The following is a 19,473-nucleotide window of genomic DNA, read 5'->3' as shown; positions in this document are numbered from 1 at the left end:
TTCCTGTGAACAAAGGGTTTTTTGACCTCATATTTGTAACATAAATGTTACGGGGCCATCATTGACCAGGTGCACCTGCATATCCGCACCAAAACGGCCGCTGGCTACGTCGGCGTACTGAGCTTTTGCCTGTTGCAAAAGATAGTCGAACAACTCGGCGCCGAGGGCCGGTGGCGCTGCGGTCGAGAAGCTTGGACGCATGCCATTGCGGGTGTCGGCCGCCAAGGTGAACTGTGACACCAGTAGCAGGCCACCCCCGACATCCTTGAGCGACAGGTTCATCTTGCCCTGCTCGTCACTGAACACCCGGTAATTCAGCAGCTTGTGCAACAGCTTATCGGCCTGTTCACGGGAATCTTCAGGCTCGACCGCGACCAGCACCAGCAACCCTTGGTCGATGGCGCCGACCACCTCCCCCGCCACTTCAACCCGCGCACCGCGCACGCGCTGCAGCAGGCCCCTCATGCTTCTTCCAGAGGCAGGTCGAGCAGGCGCCGGGCCATCTGGTCGGCGGCACGCACCAAGGCATCGGTGATGCCAGGCTCGGAAGCCGCGTGACCGGCGTCACGGATCACTTTCAACTCACTGTTCGGCCAGGCCTGGTGCAACGCCCAGGCGTTGTCCAAGGGGCAGATCACATCGTAGCGACCATGCACGATCACCGCCGGCAGGTGGGCGATTTTGGGCAGATCGCGGATCAGCTGGTCCGGTTCGAGGAAGGCGTTGTTCATGAAGTAGTGGCATTCGATGCGGGCGATCGACAGCGCCCGCTGCGGTTCGGAAAAGCGGTCGACCACCAGCGGGTTGGGGCGCAGGGTGGCGGTACGGCCTTCCCAGGTGGACCACGCCTTGGCGGCGTGCATCTGGGCGATCTGGTCGTTACCGGTCAGGCGTTTGTGGAAGGCCCTGACCAGGTCGCCGCGTTCCTCCGGTGGAATCGGTGCGATGTAGTCCTGCCAGTAGTCGGGGAACAGGCGGCTGGCGCCTTCCTGGTAGAACCACTCGATTTCCTGCGGCCGGCACAGGAAGATGCCGCGCAGGATCAGGCCGTGCACGCGTTCTGGGTGAGCCTGAGCGTAGGCCAGGGCCAGGGTCGAGCCCCAAGAGCCACCAAACAGCACCCACTTGTCTATGCCAAGGTGTTCGCGAATGCGCTCCAGGTCTTCGACCAGGTGCCAGGTGGTGTTGTTCTCCAGGCTCGCATGGGGCGTGGAGCGGCCACAGCCGCGCTGGTCGAAGGTGATGATGCGGTACAGGTTGGGATCAAAGTAGCAGCGGCTCTGGGCGTCGCAGCCAGCACCGGGGCCTCCGTGGATGAACACCACGGGCAGACCTTCCGGCGAGCCGCTTTCGTCGACATAAAGCACATGCGGCGCTTCCACGGCCAGATCGTGCCTGGCGTAGGGTTTGATCTGCGGGTAGAGGGTCTGCATTGCGCACTCCGTGTGAGGATTATTCGGCCGTGGGCCATCATAAACCTGAATTGCGCTTTCAGCACCGTCCTTGCTGACGCGTTCGAACGGCGCGAATTGACCCTTGCGCAGATTTCCGGCAACTGCCTCCCACGGTGCCTGGCGACGCCGATAGCGTCGCCGCCTCCACTCAACGCTTGTAACGCTCGTCGCCCCAGGCCAGCAGCGCTTGCAGTAGCTGCCTCAATACCGCTTGCGTCGGTTGCGCCAAGTCTTCCCGGTAGGCAAATGGCTCGACTTCCTCCATATAGGTGCTTTGCGCCAGCTCCAGTTGCACAGCATGGATATGGTTGGCCGGGTCGCCATAATGCCGGGTGATGTGACCGCCTTTGAACCGACCATTCAGCACGTGGCTGTAACCCTGCACCTTGGCGCACACACCCTGCAGCCGCTCAGCCAGTGCCGGATCGCAACTGGCGCCGTTGAAAGTACCCAGGTTGAAGTCCGGTAACTTGCCGTCGAACAGGTGCGGTATCAGCGAACGGATCGAATGGGCATCCCACAGCAGCGCATAGCCAAACTGCTCACGCAAGCGGTCCAGTTCACGACGAATGGTCGCGTGATAAGGGCGCCAGATCTGCTCCAGATAGCGTCTGCGCTCTTCGCCAGACGGCGCCAGCCCGTCTTTGAAGAGGGGTTCGCCACCGAACAAGGTCGCCGGGTACAAGCCCGTGGTGGCGCCGACGTACAGCGGCTTGTCGTCGTCCGGGCGGTTCAGGTCGATGACGAAGCGTGAGTACTCTGCGGCCACCACGCTGGCACCCAAGTCACGGGCAAAGTCGTACAACTGCGGGATGTGCCAGTCGGTGTCCGGCAAGCTTTGCGCCTGGTCGACCAGGCCGTCGCGCACGGCGTCGGTCAGACGCAAGCCAGCGTGCGGCATGCTGATCAGCAGCGGCAGGCGACCTTGGTGAAAACTCAATACCTTGTCCATCGTGCCTCGCTCAATTGGAGATTTCGTGGCCCATGCGCACTACGCGCTTGGGCAGGTCGCCACCCAGCCAGTAGGCCAGGTCGGCGGGGCGTTCGATTTGCCAGGCAACGAAGTCGGCCACCTTGCCCACTTGCAGCGAGCCGTGGCTGTCACCCAGGCCCAGCGCCGTGGCGGCGTGCACCGTAACGCCTGCCAGGGCCTCTTCCGGCGTCATGCGGAAGCAGGTGCAGCCCATGTTCAGCATCAACCGCAGCGACAACCCTGGCGAAGTGCCGGGGTTGAGGTCGCTGGCCAGGGCAATCCTTACCCCGTGGCGGCGCAATGCATCCATTGGCGGCAGCTGGGTTTCACGCAGGAAGTAGAACGCACCCGGTAGCAGCACGGCGACCGTGCCGGCGTTTGCCATGGCCACGGCGTCTTCCTCTGTCATGAACTCCAGGTGGTCAGCCGACAGTGCCTGGTAACGCGCGGCCAGGCTTGAGCCGTGCAATGATGACAGCTGTTCGGCATGCAGCTTGACCGGCAGGCCCAGTTCGCGTGCCTTGATGAACAGTCGCTCGACCTGGGCCGGCGAGAACGCGAGGTGTTCGCAGAAGGCATCCACCGCATCTACCAGGCCTTCGGCGGCCAGGGCCGGCAACATTTCATCGCAGATGTGCGCGATGTAGTCATCGGCCCGACCTGCGTACTCCGGGGGCAAAGCGTGCGCCGCCAGGCACGTGGCACGCACCGTCAACGGCAACTCGTCAGCCAGGCGCCGGGCCACTCGCAGCATCTTGCGCTCGTTGGCCAGGTCCAGGCCGTAGCCGGACTTGATCTCGAGGGTGGTCACTCCATCGCGCATCAGTGCCTGAACGCGCTGGCGAGCACTGGCGAACAGTTCGTCTTCGCTGGCTGCCCGGGTAGCCCGCACGGTACTCGCGATACCACCGCCCTGCGCGGCGATTTCGGCATAGCTCACGCCCTGCAGGCGCTGCTCGAACTCGCCGCTGCGGTTGCCACCGAACACCGCATGGGTGTGGCAGTCGATCAGCCCGGGGGTGACCCAGCCCCCCCCCAGGTCAACCGTGCGGTCAGCTTCGACCGGCGCCAGCTCGGCGCGTGGGCCTATCCACTCGATCAACCCGGCGCTGGTGACGATCGCCGCGTCCTCGATGGCCGAGTAACGGCCATCGGCCATGGTTGCAACATGGCAATGCTGCCAGAGGGTTCTCATGCACAATCTCCTTTGCTAGCGGTGCAGCTCGGCCGGCTCCGCTACCGGTTGGCCCTGCCCTGCGCGCGGCTTGCACCACAGCAGGTAGGACGCCACCAGGAACACCACCCAGATCACGCCGACGATCAATGCCGCCTGGGTGTCCGGGAAGTAGCCGAGCACGCCAAAGATGAACACCATGAACGCAATGGCCATGGCCGGGCCGTATGGCCAGAACGGTACCGGAAACTTGAGCTGGGCCACTTCCTCGCGGCTCATGCTGCGGCGCATGGCTACCTGGGTGAGCAGGATCATCAGCCACACCCACACCGTGGCGAAGGTGGCGATCGAGGCAATCAGCAGGAACACATTTTCCGGGATCAGGTAGTTGAGCAATACGCCGATCAGCAGCGCAGCCCCCATCACCACGACGGTCATCCACGGTACGCCATGTTTTGACAACTTGCTGAAACCGCGCGGGGCGTGGCCTTGCTGGGCCAGGCCATACATCATGCGGCCAGCGCCAAAAATGTCGCTGTTGATGGCGGAGATGGCAGCGGAAATCACCACGACGTTCAGCACGGCAGCGGCAGAGCCAATGCCCAGGTTGCTGAAGATCTGCACGAACGGGCTGCCCTGGCTACCGATCTGCGGCCATGGGTACAGGCACATCAGCACGAACAGGGTGAGCACGTAGAACAGCAGGATACGCAGTGGCACCGCGTTGATCGCTTTGGGAATGACGCGCTGCGGGTCTTTTGCCTCGCCGGCGGTGACGCCGATGATCTCGATACCGCCGAAGGCGAACATCACCACGGCAAACGACGCAATCAAGCCCCCCACGCCGTTAGGCATGAAGCCGCCGTGGTCGAACAGGTTGCTCATGCCTACGGCATGCCCGGTACCCACCTGGCTGAAACCGAAGGCCATGATGCCGAGGCCGGCCAGGATCATCGCCACGATGGCGCCGACCTTGAGCAGCGACAGCCAGAATTCCATTTCGCCGAATACCTTGACGTTGCACAGGTTGAGGCCGCCGATCAGGAAAACGATGCCCAGCACCCAGATCCAGCGGGCTACCTCCGGGAACCAGAAACCCATGTAGATACCGAACGCGGTGACGTCGGCGATGGCGACGATGACCATCTCGAAAGCGTAGGTCCAGCCGAGGATGAAGCCGGCCATTGGGCCGAGGTAGGTGGTGGCGTAGTGGCCGAAGGAGCCGGCCACCGGATTGTGCACGGCCATTTCGCCAAGGGCGCGCATGACCATGAACACTGCAGCGCCACCGATCAGGTAGGCCAGCAGCACGGCCGGGCCTGCCATCTGGATGGCCGAGGCAGAGCCGTAGAACAGGCCGGTGCCGATGGCGGAGCCGAGGGCCATGAAACGGATGTGGCGGGCACTTAGCCCGCGCTTGAGACCTTGAGCTTGTTGCATGTCACGTCCTTGAATTGTTTTTGTGGTCGTGAGATTGAGCGGCTGCTGCGCAGCCCCTTCGCGGGCAAGCCCGCCCTACATGGATAGCGTTTGCCTATCGCAGGCTGTGTAGGAACGGGCTTGACCGCGAAGGGCCGCCAAGCGGCCCCAAGGAGCATTACAGGCTTGGCAGCACACCCGCCGGCAGCAAACCGGTCAGACTACCCTTGGCCAACAGGTCCACGGCTTTTTCGATATCCGGCGCGAAGAAACGGTCACGGTCGTAGTGCGGCACCTCGCTGCGCAGCGCTTGGCGCGCCTGCTCCAGCTTGGCCGAAGTCTTCAGGCCTTTGCGCAGGTCCAGGCCCTGGCACGCGCCCAGCCATTCGATGGCCAGCACGCCACGGGTGTTTTCTGCCATTTCCCACAGGCGCTTGCCGGCGGCCGGGGCCATCGACACGTGGTCTTCCTGGTTGGCCGAAGTTGGCAGGCTGTCGACGCTGTGCGGGTGCGACAGGGCTTTGTTTTCGCTGGCCAGGGCGGCAGCGGTGACCTGGGCGATCATGAAGCCGGAGTTGACCCCACCGTTTTCCACCAGGAACGGCGGCAGCTGGGACATGTGCTTGTCCATCATCAGCGAGATGCGGCGCTCGCTGAGCGAGCCGATTTCAGCGATGGCCAGGGCCAGGTTGTCGGCGGCCATGGCCACCGGTTCGGCGTGGAAGTTGCCGCCGGAGATCACATCACCTTCTGCAGCGAACACCAGCGGGTTGTCCGACACGGCGTTGGCTTCGATGCCCAGCACCTCGGCGGCCTGGCGCAGCTGGGTCAGGCAGGCACCCATGACCTGCGGCTGGCAGCGCAGCGAGTACGGGTCCTGGACCTTGTCGCAGTTCTTGTGCGACAGCGACACTTCGCTGGAGTCGCCCAGCAGGTCACGGAAGCAGGCAGCGGTGTCGATCTGGCCGCGCTGGCCACGCACTTCGTGGATACGCGCATCGAACGGCGAACGCGAGCCCAGCGCAGCTTCGACGCTCAGGCCACCGCAGGCGATGGCAGCGGCATACAGGTCTTCGCCCTGGAACAGGCCACGCAAGGCATAGGCGGTGGAGGCCTGGGTACCGTTGAGCAGGGCCAGGCCCTCTTTGGCGGCCAGGGTCAGCGGCTCGAGGCCGGCAATCGCCAAGGCCTCGGTGGCCGGCAGCCACTGGCCCTTGTAGCGTGCCTTGCCTTCACCCAGCAGCACCAGCGACATATGCGCAAGCGGCGCAAGGTCACCGGATGCGCCGACCGAGCCTTTCAGCGGGATGTGCGGGTAGACTTCGGCGTTGACCAGGGCAATCAGCGCGTCGATGACTTTGCGGCGGATGCCGGAGAAACCACGGCTGAGGCTGTTGATCTTCAGTACCATGATCAACCGCACCAGGTCGTCATCCAGCGGCGCGCCGATACCGGCGGCGTGGGACAGCACCAGCGAACGCTGCAGGTTCTCCAGGTCATGGCTGGCGATGCGGGTCGAGGCCAGCAGGCCGAAACCCGTGTTGATACCGTACGCAGTACGGTCTTCGGCAATGATCTGCTCGACACAGGCGACGCTGGCGTCGATGGCCGGCGCGGCACTGGCATCCAGTTGCAGGCGCACGGGCGCGGCATGGATCGCGCGCAGCTGGGCCAGGGTCAGGGTGCCGGGCTTGAGGGTGAGTTCGGTCACGTTACTACTCCAAATCGCGTGGAGCCGCAGGCCCGCTTGTGGGTGCCTGCGCGCTCCTTCTTGTTGTTCAGTATCACCCCTTGCAGGGTGCGATCCAAAGCGTGGTGATCAGCCGGTGATCATCGGCAGGTCCAGGCCCTGCTCCTTGGCGCAGTCGATGGCGATGTCATAACCGGCATCGGCGTGACGCATGACGCCAGTCCCTGGGTCGTTGGTCAGTACCCGGGCGATGCGCTCGGCGGCCTCATCGGTACCGTCGCAGACGATCACCATGCCCGAGTGCTGCGAGAAGCCCATGCCCACGCCACCGCCGTGGTGCAGCGATACCCAGGTGGCGCCGCCTGCGGTGTTCAGCAGGGCGTTGAGCAGCGGCCAGTCGGAAACAGCGTCCGAACCATCACGCATGGCCTCGGTTTCGCGGTTCGGGCTGGATACCGAGCCGGAGTCGAGGTGGTCACGGCCGATCACCACCGGTGCCGACAGCTCGCCGCTGCGGACCATTTCGTTGAAAGCCAGGCCCAGCTTGGCGCGAAGGCCCAGCCCTACCCAGCAGATACGTGCCGGCAGGCCCTGGAAGCTGATGCGCTCGCGGGCCATGTCCAGCCAGCGGTGCAGGTGGGCGTCGTCGGGGATCAGTTCCTTGACCTTGGCGTCGGTCTTGTAGATGTCCTCGGCTTCACCGGACAGCGCCGCCCAGCGGAACGGGCCGACTCCGCGGCAGAACAGTGGGCGGATGTAGGCCGGGACGAAGCCTGGGAAGTCGAAGGCATTGGCCACGCCCTCTTCCTTGGCCATCTGGCGGATGTTGTTGCCGTAGTCGAAGGTCGGGATGCCCTGCTTCTGGAAGTCCAGCATGGCCTGCACGTGCACGGCCATCGACTGCTTGGCAGCCTTGACCACTGCAGCCGGTTCGGTCTGCGCACGGTCGCGGTACTGTTCCCAGGTCCAGCCGGCAGGCAGGTAGCCGTTCAGTGGGTCGTGGGCGCTGGTCTGGTCGGTGACCATGTCCGGGCGCACGCCACGTTTGACCAGCTCTGGGAGGATTTCGGCGGCGTTGCCATGCAGGGCGATGGAGATGGCCTTGCCTTCGGCGGTGTACTTGGCAATGCGTGCCAGGGCGTCGTCGAGGTCAGTGGCCTGCTCGTCGACGTAGCGGGTTTCCAGGCGGAAGTCGATACGGCTCTGCTGGCATTCGATGTTCAGCGAGCAAGCCCCGGCCAGGGTCGCGGCCAGTGGCTGGGCGCCGCCCATGCCGCCCAGGCCAGCGGTGAGTACCCACTTGCCTTTCAGGCTGCCGCCGTAGTGCTGGCGACCGGCTTCGACGAAGGTTTCATAGGTGCCCTGGACGATGCCCTGGCTGCCGATGTAGATCCAGCTGCCGGCGGTCATCTGGCCGTACATGGCCAGGCCTTTGGCGTCCAGTTCGTTGAAGTGTTCCCAATTGGCCCAGTGTGGCACCAGGTTGGAGTTGGCGATCAGCACGCGCGGTGCGTTGCTGTGGGTCTTGAACACACCGACCGGCTTGCCCGACTGCACCAGCAGGGTTTCGTCGTCTTCCAGGCGGGTCAGGGTTTCGACGATCTTGTCGTAGCAGGCCCAGTTGCGCGCGGCGCGGCCGATACCGCCGTATACCACCAGCTCTTTCGGGTTTTCCGCGACCTGTGGATCGAGGTTGTTCATCAACATGCGCAGTGGCGCTTCGGTCAGCCAGCTTTTGGCGGTCAGCTTGTTGCCACGTGGGGCACGGATTTCAACGTCACGGTATTTGTTGTTGTCGGTCACGGGAAAGGTCCTCTGCGGTCGTCCGCGGGCGGGTATGTCGTGGTCAATATACAAACACACCTTTACTTGTATGTACAAGCATGGACAACCAAAATAATCGGACCTTGCCGTTCCTACCTTGACTTTTTTTTTTGGGGGGGGGTAAAGCGAGCGCCGGTCCGGCTTAAGTTCTGCGGCGGTGCGTAGATCGAGCGCCGCCCGCGCGGCGCTTCGCGGGTAAACCCGCTCCTACGTTTGTTTCGGGCCAGTCCATCCTGTGCCTGGCGCGCGCGACCGCCTTGTTTGTACGACGCGATATCGAGGCATGCACCAAGGCGTTCGCGCGCAAATCCCACAGGCATAATTGACCTGAAACAAACGTAGGAGCGGGTTTACCCGCGAAGCGCCGCGCGGGCGGCGCTCGATCTCACAGGCGCAGAATGTGTCGAGGCGGACACCTGGCGGCGCTCGATCTCACAGGCGCCAAAAATCTACAGCCGAACCTTCAGCGCCCATCAAGTTCGATCAGGCAGCATCGCCCCTGCACAACCAGCCCCAGCAATTCATCATTGCCTTCCAGCCGCAAGCAGTCGAACAACCCCAACCGCTGCGTCTCGCGCCCGGAAATAGTGACTTCGACCAGGCTGCTGGCAGCAAACAACAACACCGTCGACGCCGAGCTGTACACCCGGCTGGTGCCATCCAGCCACTGCAAGCGCGCCCGATATCGCTGCGGTGCATAGATCAGGTTGAAATCGCGGATCGCCCCGCCCAGCAACTTGCAGCTGACCTGGCTCTCGCCGCTGAACGCAAACGCATCGAACGCCAGCAATGGCCGACTGGCCTGGCCGTCGACCAGCAGGCGCATGCCGTCGCCCTGCAGCACGGTGATGATCCGCTGGTAGCCGGCAAAGGTGGAAAACCCGCCCGACTCTTCGATATCGGCAATCGACAGACGCCAGCCAAAACCGTCCAGGCCCTCGCCACTGTCGCGGGTAATCTCTTCGGTGAAACCGCCACCGTTCTTCCACGGCATGCGCGGGTAATCGTGCGCACGCAACAACTGCAGCTGACTCATTTGCTGAAACGTCCTTCCAGGCGATGACGGGAACCGGGGTGGATCAGCCGTGCAGCGGTCACCGGCTGGCGGCCGGACCAGGTGCGACGACGAATCAGCAGGCAAGGCTCGCCCCGCTCGATCTGCAACAGGCGGCATTCTTCCGGCTCGGCCAGGATCGCCTCGACCACATGCTCACCTTCGGTCAACGGCGCCACCTGGGACAGGTAGGCGTAAGGCGTCTGCCGGGTGAAATCCTGCTTGAGGTAATCGGGGGCGATGGCCGCGTTAACGTAGCGGTCCTCGATCTGCACCGGCACGCCGTTCTCGAAATGCACGATCAGCGAATGGAACACCCGCTGACCTTCACGCATGTCCAGAGCCAGCGCCCGCTCGGAGCCGGCCGCTTCTTCGGCAAGCGTGATCACCTGGCAGCTATGCTGGTGCCCGCGCGCGGCAATTTCATCGGCAATGTTGTTGACCTCGAACAGCGCCGAACGGCCCTTGGGCTCGGCCACGAAGGTGCCGACCCCTTGCATGCGCACCAGCAGGCCCTCGGCGGTGAGTTCACGCAGGGCGCGGTTGATGGTCATGCGGCTGAAACCCAGCTCGTTGACCAACTCGCTCTCGGAAGGTACCCGGTGATGCGGTGGCCAGCTGCCGTTGTCGATCTGCTGGATGATCATCTGTTTGACCCGGGCGTAGAGCGGCGCCGGGCCCTCGCCCATCTGGGCAACCAGCACGGAGACAGGAGGTGTCGGCACGGCGATGGATCCTTGTGCAAATGAAATGAGCGGTAGCTTGCCGCAGTTTACCCGGCAGGCAAACGCCTGTATATGTATATACAAGTTAACAATAACAGGATTCCACCGATGTCAGCCTACTTCGCCGAACGCGCCCTGCTACCTACGGGTTGGGCCAGCCATGTGCGTATCGAGGTCGCCAGCGATGGTCGCGTGGCCAGCATCGAGCCTGGCGCTTCGGCCGAAGGCGCCGAGCGCCTGGCCGGCCCGCTGCTGCCCGGCATGCCCAACTTGCACTCGCATGCCTTCCAGCGCGCCATGGCAGGCCTGGCGGAAGTTGCCGGCAACCCCAACGACAGTTTCTGGACCTGGCGAGACCTGATGTACCGCCTGGTCGGGCAGATCAGCCCAGAGCAGCTTCAGGTCATCGCCCGCCAGTTGTACATCGAGATGCTCAAGGCCGGTTATACCTCGGTGGCGGAGTTCCACTACGTGCACCACGACCAGGCCGGCAAGCCCTACGCCGACCCCGCCGAGCTGTCGCGACGCATCAGCGCGGCCGCAGCCGACAGCGGCATCGGCCTGACATTGCTGCCGGTGCTGTACAGCCATGCAGGCTTTGGCGGCCAGGCGCCGAACGACGGGCAGCGGCGCTTCATCAACTCCACCGGGCAGTACCTGCAGCTGCAAGCCCAGCTCGCCCCGCTGCTGGCCGCGCAACCGGCGCAGCAACTGGGCCTTTGCTTCCACTCGCTGCGGGCGGTAACGCCTGGGCAGATCGCCGAAGTGTTGGCGGCCAGCGACAGGCAGTGCCCAGTGCATATCCACATCGCCGAACAGCAGAAGGAAGTCGACGACTGCATGGCCTGGAGCGGCCTGCGCCCGCTGCAGTGGCTGTTCGAGCACGTGGACGTGGACCGCCGCTGGTGCCTGGTACACGCTACCCATGCCAAACCGGACGAAGTCACTGCCATGGCCCGCAGCGGCGCAGTGGCCGGGTTGTGCCTGACCACCGAAGCCAACCTGGGCGATGGGATCTTCCCGGCAGTGGACTTCCTGGCACAGGGCGGACGTATGGGCATTGGCTCGGACAGCCATGTGTCGTTGAGCGTGGTGGAAGAGCTGCGCTGGCTGGAATATGGCCAGCGCCTGCGGGACCAGCGGCGCAACCGCCTGTATCGCGGCGACCAACCGATGGTCGGGCGCACGCTGTATGACGCGGCGCTGGCCGGCGGCGCGCAGGCGCTGGGTCAGGCGGTCGGCGAGTTGGCAGTGGGCAAGCGTGCCGACTGGCTGGTGCTCGATGGGCAGGACCCCTACATCGCCATGGCGGAGGGTGATGCCATTCTCAACCGCTGGCTGTTTGCCGGCGGCGATCGCCAGGTGCGCGATGTGATGGTGAATGGGCAGTGGGTAGTGCGCCAGGGGCGGCATGCCCAAGAAGAAGAAAGCGGGCGGGCGTTTGCCAAGGTGTTGCGCCAGCTTTTGGGCTGAGCGTACCGGGGCTGCGTTGCAGCCCTTCGCGGGCAAGCCCGCTCCCACAGGGTGGTGGACTGCCCCACAAAACGTCTTGGGGGCAGCCCAGGGTTCAGCGCAGAACCTGTGGGAGCGGGCTTGCCCGCGAAGGGTTGCCACGCAACCCCAAAAAACTCAGTGCATTTTTACAATTTGCTGATCGGACGCCCGCCAGATCAAGCGGCTGGTGTCATACCCCTGCTGCCGCGCCCTGGACAGCAGGTTCTCGCGCTCCCAAGCCGGCAGTGTCGGCGTGCGCGACAGAATCCAAAGGTACTTACGGTCCGGGCTGCCGACGATTGCCGTGCGGTAGTGGTCGTCCACATAAAGAATCCAGTACTCACCCCGCGCCACGCCAGGCACCAGCCTGGTGAACCAGTTATCGAACTCGACCCACAGCTTGTCGGTGTGCCCCGGCTCCTGGATATTCGCATGCCCTTCCGCGCGAAGCCATTCATCACCCATGGTGCGGCAGCGGTTGAGCACGCCATAACTGCCATCAGGCCTGAGGTTGTAATGGGCCTCGGACTGCTCGCAGCCTTCCTGGAAGCGCATGGGCAGGCGCGCCAGCTCGTACCATTTGCCCTGGTAGCGCTTGAGGTCGACATGGCCGGCGGTTTTCGGCGCCAGCGGGTCGTGCACGGAACCTGCACAACCGCCCAGCAGCAACGCCAGGCATACCCCCATCAGCAGGTACGCACGCCTCATTTGAGGCCCTGCCCGGAATACATCAGCACTTTGTCAGCTGCGTACTGCACGCTGATGAAGCTCTTCTCGTCCCCCCAGGTGCAGCTGCTCATGCCCAACGCGCCAGAACACTCGGTCGGCGTGCCGAGCAACTGCTCGACCTCGGCCTTGTTCATACCGGCCTTGATCTTGGAATAGTTTTCCTGATTGATCTTGCTGCAGGCAGTCAGCACGACGCACAGCGACAACAGGGCGAGGGAACGCAACGACATGAAGGGACACTCCTGAAAGATGATACAGGCGAGTGGCCTGCAGTGACCTTCGACGTGAAAATCCCTCCCAGGTTCCCTGCCCCACCCCCTATGCCCCTACACCATTGGTCGGATGGCCACTATTGTGCGATTAATCACAAAGCATTAATCATGCGCCCAATAAAAAAGGCCGCCCCTAATTGGAGCGGCCTTGCGTCGCGATGCCTGCGCAGCAGGCCCCTTGGGCCTTAGAACCGGGACCCAGGCTCCAGCAAAAAGTCCATCTCTTCGCTGGTGCTCGGCCGCTCCAGCACCAGGTTGCGGTGCGGGAAGCGCCCGAAGCGGGCAATTACGCGCTGGTGCTGTTCGGCATAGTCGAGGAAGCCTTCGAACAGCCGGCGGTTGGCCTCGGGCTGTTCGTCCAGCAGCATTCGATAACGCTCCACGCACAGGTTCTGCCAGTCCAGCACTTCGGCATGCTCCAGTACCAGCAGCACGAACACGCGCTGGATCGGCAGCAGCTGGTAATCCCAGCCCTTCTGCAGGCCCTGCATGGCCACCACCTGAGCACGCCGGTCGCCCTCGAAGGCACGCGGCGTGTCGCGGTAGATCATGCGTGGCAGCTGGTCGAGCAAAATCAGCAGGCCCAGCCAGCCCTGCGGGCTTTGCTGCCACTCTTCGAGCCCACCCGCCAGGGCGTGCTCGACCAAGTCGCCAAAAAGCGCATGGGCGTCGGCATCGTAATGCTTGCCGAACCACAGCGTGCTCTTCTCGTCAGCCACGGCCTGGGCACTGGTGCCCCAACCGAACCACCATTCCAGCAACGGCTGCCAAGGTGCGAGCATGATTTACTCCTTGTGGTAAGCGGTAACGCGCTCGACCTCTTCCTTCGAGCCGAGAATCACCGACACGCGCTGGTGCAGGCTTTCTGGCTTGATGTCGAGGATGCGATCGTAACCGTTGGTGGAAGCGCCACCGGCCTGTTCGATGATGAACGACATCGGGTTGGCTTCGTACATCAGGCGCAACTTGCCCGGCTTGCTTGGTTCGCGGGCGTCACGTGGGTACATGAACAGGCCGCCACGGGTCAGGATGCGGTGCACGTCGGCCACCATCGAGGCGATCCAGCGCATGTTGTAGTTCTTCTTCAGCGGGCCGGTCTCGCCTGCCAGCAGTTCGCCCACATAGCGCTGTACCGGGGCTTCCCAGTGGCGCTGGTTGGACATGTTGATGGCGAACTCGGCGGTGGTCTCCGGTACGCGGATGTTTTCGTGGGTCAGCACGAAGCTGCCCAGTTCGCGATCCAGGGTGAAGCCCTTGACGCCGTTGCCCAGGGTCAGGATCAGCATGGTCTGCGGGCCGTAGATGGCATAACCGGCAGCAACCTGCTCGGTACCTGGCTGCAGGAACGCTTCTTCGTTGAGGCTTTCGTTCTGGCTCAGGTACTGGTTAGGGCAACGCAGAACCGAGAAGATGGTACCGACCGACACGTTGACGTCGATGTTCGACGAACCGTCCAGCGGGTCGAAGACCAGCAGGTAGGCGCCTTTCGGGTACCTGCCCGGGATCTGGTACGCGTTGTCCATTTCTTCGGAAGCCATGCCAGCCAGGTGACCGCCCCACTCGTTGGCTTCCAGCAGGATATCGTTGGAAATCACGTCCAGTTTCTTCTGGACCTCGCCCTGCACGTTTTCAGTGCCCATGCTGCCCAGCACACCACCGAGGGCGCCTTTGGACACGTGATGGCTGATTTCCTTGCACGCACGCGCTACCACTTCGATCAGGAAGCGCAGATCGGCAGGGGTATTGTTGCTGCGGGTCTGCTCAATCAGATAGCGACTCAGGGTAACGCGGGACATGTATGGCTCCGAACGGATTGGGGGGATGAAAAACCCACGCAGTTTACAGGGAGAGTGACGGGCTAGCGAGTGATGAGACTCGCCACGGCTCTCAGACGGCACAATAGGTCGGTAGTTCAGCCTTCGCCAGGCCGGTGGTCTGGTTGTGGGGCGGTTCGCGGGCGCGCCCGCGCCTACAGGCTTATGAGGGCCCTGCAGGAGCGGGTTTACCCGCGATCAAGCCAGCACAGGCCTGCCTCAATCCAGCGCCTTCCAGATCTCGGTCGCATACTCGCGAATGGTCCGATCCGACGAGAACCAGCCCATCCGCGCGGTATTGAGCACCGCCTTGCGCCACCACTCCTGCGGTGTGTGCCACAGATCCTCGACCCGGCGCTGAGCATCCCAGTAGGCGTCAAAATCGGCACACACCAGGAAGCGATCGTAGGCCACCAGGCCGTCGATCAACCCGGTGTACCGGGAAGGGTCGTCTGGCGAGAACACACCACTGCGAATGGCCTGCAACACATCGGTCAGGCGGTTGGAAGCGGCTATGGCAGCACTGGCGCCAAAATCACCAGCACGCTTGCGCGCTTCAACCTGCTGCGCGGTCAGGCCAAAGATGAACATGTTGTCGGCCCCCACCTGTTCGCACATCTCCACGTTGGCGCCATCCAGGGTGCCAATGGTCAGCGCACCATTGAGGCCGAACTTCATGTTGCTGGTACCGGAAGCTTCGTAACCCGCGGTGGATATCTGCTCGGAAAGGTCTGCCGCCGGGATGATGCTCTCGGCCAGGCTGACGTTGTAGTTGGGCAAGAACACCACCTTCAGCAGGCCGCGCACTGTCGGGTCGTTATTCACCACCCGGGCGATGTCGTTGGCCAGCTTGATGATCAGTTTGGCCTGGTGGTAACTGGCCGCAGCCTTGCCAGCGAAGATCTTCACCCGCGGCACCCAGTTGGTGCCGGGGTCGTTGCGTATGGCCTGGTACAGTGCAACGGTGTGCAGCAGGTTGAGCAACTGGCGCTTGTATTCGTGAATGCGTTTGACCTGAACGTCGAATAACGCCTCGGGGTTGACCGTGACGCCGATGCGATCCTGAATGATGCTGGCCAGGGCACGCTTGCTGTGCAGCCGCTGGGCAGCGAACTGCTTGCGGAAACCGGGTTTGTCGGCGAACGGCACCAGGCCCGCCAGAAGCGTCTGCGGGTCGTCCTTGAGTTCCGGCCCAAGCGCCTCGACCAGCATCTCGGTCAGCTGAGGGTTGGACTGGTACAACCAGCGGCGGAAGGTAATGCCGTTGGTCTTGTTGTTGATCCGTTGCGGGTAAAGCTTGTGCAGCTCGGAGAACACCGTGCTCTTCATCAACTTGCTGTGCAGCGCCGACACACCGTTGACGCTGTGCGAGCCGAGAAACGCCAGATTGCCCATGCGCACCCGTCGGCCGTTGTCTTCCTCGATCAGCGAAACCGCGCGCAGCACGTCGAAATCGTGCAGGCCTTTGGCCCGCAACGCATCGATATGGTAGGCATTGATCAGGTAGATGATCTGCATGTGCCGCGGCAGCATGCGCTCCATCAGCGCTACCGGCCAGGTTTCCAGGGCTTCTGGCAACAGGGTATGGTTGGTGTAGGCGAGCGTGCCGACGGTCAGCTCCCAGGCCTTTTCCCAAGGCACTTCGTGCTGATCCACCAGCAACCGCATCAGCTCCGCCACCGCAATCGAAGGGTGGGTGTCGTTTAGCTGGATGGCCGCTGCATCAGGCAGGTTGAGCAGGTCCTTGTGCATGTTCAGGTGGCGCCGCAGCAAGTCCTGCAGCGAAGCCGAGACGAAGAAGTACTCCTGGCGAAGGCGCAGTTCCTGACCGGCCTCGGTACTGTCGGCGGGGTAAAGCACACGCGAAATGCTCTCGGCACGCGCCACTTCAGCCACAGCCCCCAGGTGGTCACCGGCGTTGAAGCGCTCCAGGTGCAGCTCTTCCAGCGCCCGCGCACGCCACAGGCGCAGGGTGTTGACGCTGGATCCACGCCAGCCGACTACCGGCGTGTCGTAGGCCACCGCTCGCACCGTCTCGCCCGGCCACCATACCTGGCGCTGGCTACCGCTTGCATCGTGCACCGTTTCGACACTGCCGCCAAAGCTGATCGGGTAGATCACCTCGGCGCGCTCGAACTCCCAGGGGTTGCCGAAATCCAGCCAGTTTTCGGTCTGTTCCTGCTGCCAGCCATCGACCACGGCCTGACGGAACAGCCCGTGCTCGTAGCGGATGCCGTAACCATGGGCAGCGATACCCAGGGTAGACATGCTCTCCATGAAGCACGCAGCCAGACGGCCAAGGCCACCATTGCCCAGCGCGGCGTCCGGCTCGAGCAGGCGAATGCGTTCGAGGTCCACATTCAGCCCTTCCAGCGCATCGCGGGCCACGTCCAGCAGGCCCAGGTTGCTCAGGCTGTCGTACAGCAAGCGGCCGATGAGAAACTCCAGGGAAAGGTAATAGACACGCTTCTGGCTGCGCCGATAGGCCTGCCGGGTGTGATCCATCCAGTGGTCGACCATGTGATCGCGCGCGGCCAGAGCAATGGCTTCGAACCAGTCATGGTCGAAGGCGTGCTCGGGGTCCTTGCCGACCGCGTAGGTCAGCTTGTTCAGTACAGCAGCGCGAAAATCCGCGACTTCGGCGTCACGTGCTTTGGGTTCCTGGGACATGCGGCATCCTCGGGCAAGTTGACGAAAGCGGAGGGAGAGTGTTCAGACTAGACCCTTCGACAGAGAGCGACAGTTACGGTTCGCAGTTTTCATGCCCACTCTGCGATTCCGGCAAAAGGTTGTTCATAAATTGAACAATTCCGGTATCATCGCGCGCCCCAAGACCGTGATCCACCCTATAAAGATGAAAACGACCCTGATCGCCGCGGCCGAAGTCGACCGCCTGGAGACCTGGCAGCGCTATACCAGCAACATGTGCCATGGCTGCCATTCGACCTGCTGCACCCTGCCGGTGGAGGTGAAGATCAAGGATCTGATCCGTATCGGTGTGGTCGACGAGTTCGAAAAAGACGAACCCCCCAAGAACGTGGCCAAGCGCCTGCAAAAAGAAGGCATCATCGAGCGCTTCAACCAGAAGTCCGGGATCTTCACCCTGACCCGGATGAGCAACGACGACTGCATGTACCTGGATCGTAAAAGCCGGCTATGCACCATTTATGACAAGCGCCCGGATACCTGCCGCAACCACCCCAAGGTCGGGCCACGGCCGGGGTATTGCGCCTACAAGCCCAAGGTGGTTGGGCGTTGAGTCTTGCGCCGGGGCATAAATCGAGCGCCGCGCGGGCGGCGCTCGATTCTGTGGCGATGCCGAGTTGGGCATGAAGCACTGAACCCACCGCTCCCATTTCAACCAGCGGGGAAGCTCCGGCAAGCACCACCCTGATCCGCTGGTGGATGCTCAGGATAAGTCTGCGGCAAAACGCTGACCGGGCTGGTGACAACGAAACCATCAGCAAACCGCGCCTCTACGAACCGCGCCTGCCAGCCTTGCGCCGGCGGCGCCCAGTCAAGGCTGAACGCCTCACTGGGGATGATCGTCTGCGATGTGTAGCGTACCCCACAGGCATGGCGGAAGTCCCGATCCAAGGGGTTAGCCGCAGTCCATACCTTAACTGCTACAGGCATTTCCGAAAGCCGTACCAGCACATGCGCAGCTCCTTCGCCCGGAGCCACTTGCACGCGAGGCATCGGCAGGCTGGCCTGGATACGCTGAACCATCGGCACGAGGGTAGTGACAACATGCGCACGCACGCCCCCATGGTCCGAGTTCGGCAGCACCCTGAGGCTGGTCTGGCCAGGCAGGCGCTGCAGGTAGTCCGTGGCGTGATCAGGGGCGAAGAAATCATCCCCGCTGGCGGACACCAGGTATTTCGGTATCTTCAGGCGAGCACCCGGCTCATCCAGGTACTGCATCGGGTCCATCAGTGCCATCAACCGAGCGAAGGCCGGGCTGCCCAACTGCTGCAATACCTCCGCAGCCTGATAGGGCCAAAGCGCCAATGGCCATGAACCACCGTACCGCTTGCGCAAGCCCTCCAGCATGCTGGAAGTGTCGGCAACATCGATGACGCTGGGCACGATGGCAACTACCCGATCATCGGCCATGGCCGTCAGCCATGCACTCCAACCGCGTTTCGAGGCACCGGTGATGATGAACTGTTCGAGGCGTAGCTCGGGCAACGCGTCAGCCATGAGGTCCATGCCCCTGCTGGCGACAGCGGCCATTGGCACATGCAGCGGCAGCTCCGGGGCAGCCGCTTCGTTACGCAGCCAATGCGCCCAGGTGTGGGCCACGGCATCATCCTCGCGCATCGGCGCTTGTGCATCACGGAAGGTCACATACTGGTTGGGCACATCGCTGATCGACGCCACAACAGTCTGTGTCTGCACGGCAATGGCACTCAACGCCTCGGACGAGTAGTCAGGGATTTGTTGTTCCTCACCAAACCTCACACCGTTATTGACTACTACCAACGCTTTCTCCGCCAATGCCACGTCTGGCACGAACAGTTCGACGCGGTGCTCCCACAGGCGGGGCTCAACAACGGGCTCAGGCGACCAGGTCTGTGAGGTCATCCGGTATTTATACAGCGTATAGCCCTGTGCGGGTGTCTTCTGCTCCAACTGGTACTGCAAGGGTGCCTGTCTCACCTTCTCGACATGACAGCGGGCTATTTCCTGCGGTCGCAACGCGCTACACGCCTGCTGGGCACTGGCCTGAAAACTGACGGCGAGACACGGAATAAACAACAGGTAACGACAATTCATGTTCCAAGCTCCAAAGAAAGAGCCAGCCAACCTAAGCACGGCTTCTGATTGTCACAAGGCTCCTCGGTTTGC

At 62.9% G+C, this 19,473-nt stretch carries 17 protein-coding genes; 2 read left to right on the top strand and 15 right to left on the bottom strand.

The genetic code is table 11. The features are described from left to right. Window positions 1-27: 27 nt before the first annotated feature. The 9 genes from dtd to hutC all read right to left on the bottom strand — a co-directional run bounded on the left by dtd (window position 28) and on the right by hutC (window position 10,277). The gene (dtd, locus tag ACF8FG_RS10220; protein ID WP_003249262.1) at window positions 28-465 is read right to left on the bottom strand and encodes a D-aminoacyl-tRNA deacylase; all 438 of its coding nucleotides are present in this window, start codon (window positions 463-465) and stop codon (window positions 28-30) included. Then, window positions 462-1,433: a prolyl aminopeptidase gene (pip, locus tag ACF8FG_RS10215; protein WP_003249260.1), complete on the bottom strand. Its 972-nt coding sequence runs from the start codon at window positions 1,431-1,433 to the stop codon at window positions 462-464. Before pip ends, dtd begins: the two co-directional genes overlap by 4 nt. Window positions 1,434-1,602: 169 nt before the next feature. Further along, window positions 1,603-2,406, bottom strand: a complete 804-nt coding sequence (gene hutG / locus ACF8FG_RS10210; protein ID WP_014592680.1) for an N-formylglutamate deformylase — start codon at window positions 2,404-2,406, stop codon at window positions 1,603-1,605. A gap of 10 nt (window positions 2,407-2,416) precedes the next feature. Continuing rightward, a complete protein-coding gene (hutI, locus tag ACF8FG_RS10205) occupies window positions 2,417-3,622 on the bottom strand; it encodes an imidazolonepropionase (RefSeq protein WP_014592681.1) in 1,206 nt (401 codons plus the stop codon). Between the two features lie 15 nt (window positions 3,623-3,637). Further along, window positions 3,638-5,041, bottom strand: a complete 1,404-nt coding sequence (locus tag ACF8FG_RS10200; RefSeq protein ID WP_003249253.1) for an amino acid permease — start codon at window positions 5,039-5,041, stop codon at window positions 3,638-3,640. 157 nt (window positions 5,042-5,198) lie between these two features. Beyond that, the gene (hutH, locus tag ACF8FG_RS10195) at window positions 5,199-6,731 is read right to left on the bottom strand and encodes a histidine ammonia-lyase (RefSeq protein ID WP_003249248.1); all 1,533 of its coding nucleotides are present in this window, start codon (window positions 6,729-6,731) and stop codon (window positions 5,199-5,201) included. 108 nt (window positions 6,732-6,839) lie between these two features. Beyond that, entirely contained in the window at window positions 6,840-8,513 is a 1,674-nt protein-coding gene (hutU, locus tag ACF8FG_RS10190; RefSeq protein ID WP_004577162.1) for a urocanate hydratase, read from the bottom strand. A gap of 484 nt (window positions 8,514-8,997) precedes the next feature. Next, the gene (locus ACF8FG_RS10185) at window positions 8,998-9,570 is read right to left on the bottom strand and encodes a HutD family protein (protein WP_010955590.1); all 573 of its coding nucleotides are present in this window, start codon (window positions 9,568-9,570) and stop codon (window positions 8,998-9,000) included. After that, window positions 9,567-10,277 (bottom strand): histidine utilization repressor, encoded by a 711-nt coding sequence (gene hutC, locus ACF8FG_RS10180; protein WP_173881450.1) that lies wholly within the window; start codon window positions 10,275-10,277, stop codon window positions 9,567-9,569. Before hutC ends, ACF8FG_RS10185 begins: the two co-directional genes overlap by 4 nt. 144 nt (window positions 10,278-10,421) lie before the next feature. Between hutC and ACF8FG_RS10175 the strand changes: the two genes are divergently transcribed. Next, a complete protein-coding gene (locus ACF8FG_RS10175; protein WP_318082222.1) occupies window positions 10,422-11,786 on the top strand; it encodes a formimidoylglutamate deiminase in 1,365 nt (454 codons plus the stop codon). Window positions 11,787-11,942: 156 nt separating this feature from the next. Here the strand turns inward: ACF8FG_RS10175 and ACF8FG_RS10170 are convergent, their stop codons facing one another. From ACF8FG_RS10170 to ACF8FG_RS10150, 5 genes are all read right to left on the bottom strand, one after another. Continuing rightward, on the bottom strand, window positions 11,943-12,515 hold the full coding sequence (locus ACF8FG_RS10170) for a lipocalin family protein (protein WP_004576931.1): 573 nt from the start codon (window positions 12,513-12,515) through the stop codon (window positions 11,943-11,945). Then, complete coding sequence (gene bamE, locus ACF8FG_RS10165) at window positions 12,512-12,766, bottom strand: outer membrane protein assembly factor BamE (protein WP_003249234.1); 255 nt, start codon at window positions 12,764-12,766, stop codon at window positions 12,512-12,514. The genes ACF8FG_RS10170 and bamE overlap by 4 nt, the downstream gene beginning before the upstream one ends. A gap of 227 nt (window positions 12,767-12,993) precedes the next feature. Continuing rightward, complete coding sequence (locus ACF8FG_RS10160) at window positions 12,994-13,590, bottom strand: DUF924 family protein (RefSeq protein ID WP_014592686.1); 597 nt, start codon at window positions 13,588-13,590, stop codon at window positions 12,994-12,996. Window positions 13,591-13,593: 3 nt separating this feature from the next. Then, window positions 13,594-14,604, bottom strand: coding sequence for a class 1 fructose-bisphosphatase (locus ACF8FG_RS10155; protein ID WP_010955595.1), 1,011 nt, complete (start codon window positions 14,602-14,604; stop codon window positions 13,594-13,596). 237 nt (window positions 14,605-14,841) lie between these two features. After that, window positions 14,842-17,292, bottom strand: coding sequence for a glycogen/starch/alpha-glucan phosphorylase (locus ACF8FG_RS10150; protein WP_019438724.1), 2,451 nt, complete (start codon window positions 17,290-17,292; stop codon window positions 14,842-14,844). A gap of 184 nt (window positions 17,293-17,476) precedes the next feature. On the opposite strand from ACF8FG_RS10150, the gene ACF8FG_RS10145 reads away from it, so the two are divergent. Continuing rightward, window positions 17,477-17,881 carry a YkgJ family cysteine cluster protein gene (locus ACF8FG_RS10145; RefSeq protein WP_003249225.1) on the top strand — a complete coding sequence of 135 codons (405 nt, stop codon included), beginning with the start codon at window positions 17,477-17,479 and terminating at the stop codon, window positions 17,879-17,881. 98 nt (window positions 17,882-17,979) lie between these two features. On the opposite strand, the gene ACF8FG_RS10140 is transcribed toward ACF8FG_RS10145, so the two are convergent. Beyond that, window positions 17,980-19,401, bottom strand: a complete 1,422-nt coding sequence (locus ACF8FG_RS10140; protein ID WP_014592689.1) for a PhoPQ-activated pathogenicity-related family protein — start codon at window positions 19,399-19,401, stop codon at window positions 17,980-17,982. Between the last annotated feature and the right edge of the window lie 72 nt (window positions 19,402-19,473).

This window comes from Pseudomonas sp. YQ_6, from assembly GCF_043103245.1.
Lineage (GTDB): Bacteria > Pseudomonadota > Gammaproteobacteria > Pseudomonadales > Pseudomonadaceae > Aquipseudomonas > Aquipseudomonas alloputida.
The sequence above is the reverse complement of the archived record's forward strand: the minus strand, read 5'-3'. Positions and strand labels throughout refer to the sequence as shown.

Excerpts from the sequence above, each read along its gene's own strand:
- dtd (WP_003249262.1), bottom strand. The coding sequence starts at position 465 with ATGAGGGGCCTGCTGCAGCGCGTGCGCGGTGCGCGGGTTGAAGTGGCG.
- pip (WP_003249260.1), bottom strand. The coding sequence starts at position 1,433 with ATGCAGACCCTCTACCCGCAGATCAAACCCTACGCCAGGCACGATCTG.
- hutG (WP_014592680.1), bottom strand. The coding sequence starts at position 2,406 with ATGGACAAGGTATTGAGTTTTCACCAAGGTCGCCTGCCGCTGCTGATC.
- hutI (WP_014592681.1), bottom strand. The coding sequence starts at position 3,622 with ATGAGAACCCTCTGGCAGCATTGCCATGTTGCAACCATGGCCGATGGC.
- ACF8FG_RS10200 (WP_003249253.1), bottom strand. The coding sequence starts at position 5,041 with ATGCAACAAGCTCAAGGTCTCAAGCGCGGGCTAAGTGCCCGCCACATC.
- ACF8FG_RS10185 (WP_010955590.1), bottom strand. The coding sequence starts at position 9,570 with ATGAGTCAGCTGCAGTTGTTGCGTGCGCACGATTACCCGCGCATGCCG.
- hutC (WP_173881450.1), bottom strand. The coding sequence starts at position 10,277 with ATGGGCGAGGGCCCGGCGCCGCTCTACGCCCGGGTCAAACAGATGATC.
- ACF8FG_RS10175 (WP_318082222.1), top strand. The coding sequence starts at position 10,422 with ATGTCAGCCTACTTCGCCGAACGCGCCCTGCTACCTACGGGTTGGGCC.
- ACF8FG_RS10170 (WP_004576931.1), bottom strand. The coding sequence starts at position 12,515 with ATGAGGCGTGCGTACCTGCTGATGGGGGTATGCCTGGCGTTGCTGCTG.
- bamE (WP_003249234.1), bottom strand. The coding sequence starts at position 12,766 with ATGTCGTTGCGTTCCCTCGCCCTGTTGTCGCTGTGCGTCGTGCTGACT.
- ACF8FG_RS10160 (WP_014592686.1), bottom strand. The coding sequence starts at position 13,590 with ATGCTCGCACCTTGGCAGCCGTTGCTGGAATGGTGGTTCGGTTGGGGC.
- ACF8FG_RS10155 (WP_010955595.1), bottom strand. The coding sequence starts at position 14,604 with ATGTCCCGCGTTACCCTGAGTCGCTATCTGATTGAGCAGACCCGCAGC.
- ACF8FG_RS10150 (WP_019438724.1), bottom strand. The coding sequence starts at position 17,292 with ATGTCCCAGGAACCCAAAGCACGTGACGCCGAAGTCGCGGATTTTCGC.
- ACF8FG_RS10145 (WP_003249225.1), top strand. The coding sequence starts at position 17,477 with ATGAAAACGACCCTGATCGCCGCGGCCGAAGTCGACCGCCTGGAGACC.
- ACF8FG_RS10140 (WP_014592689.1), bottom strand. The coding sequence starts at position 19,401 with ATGAATTGTCGTTACCTGTTGTTTATTCCGTGTCTCGCCGTCAGTTTT.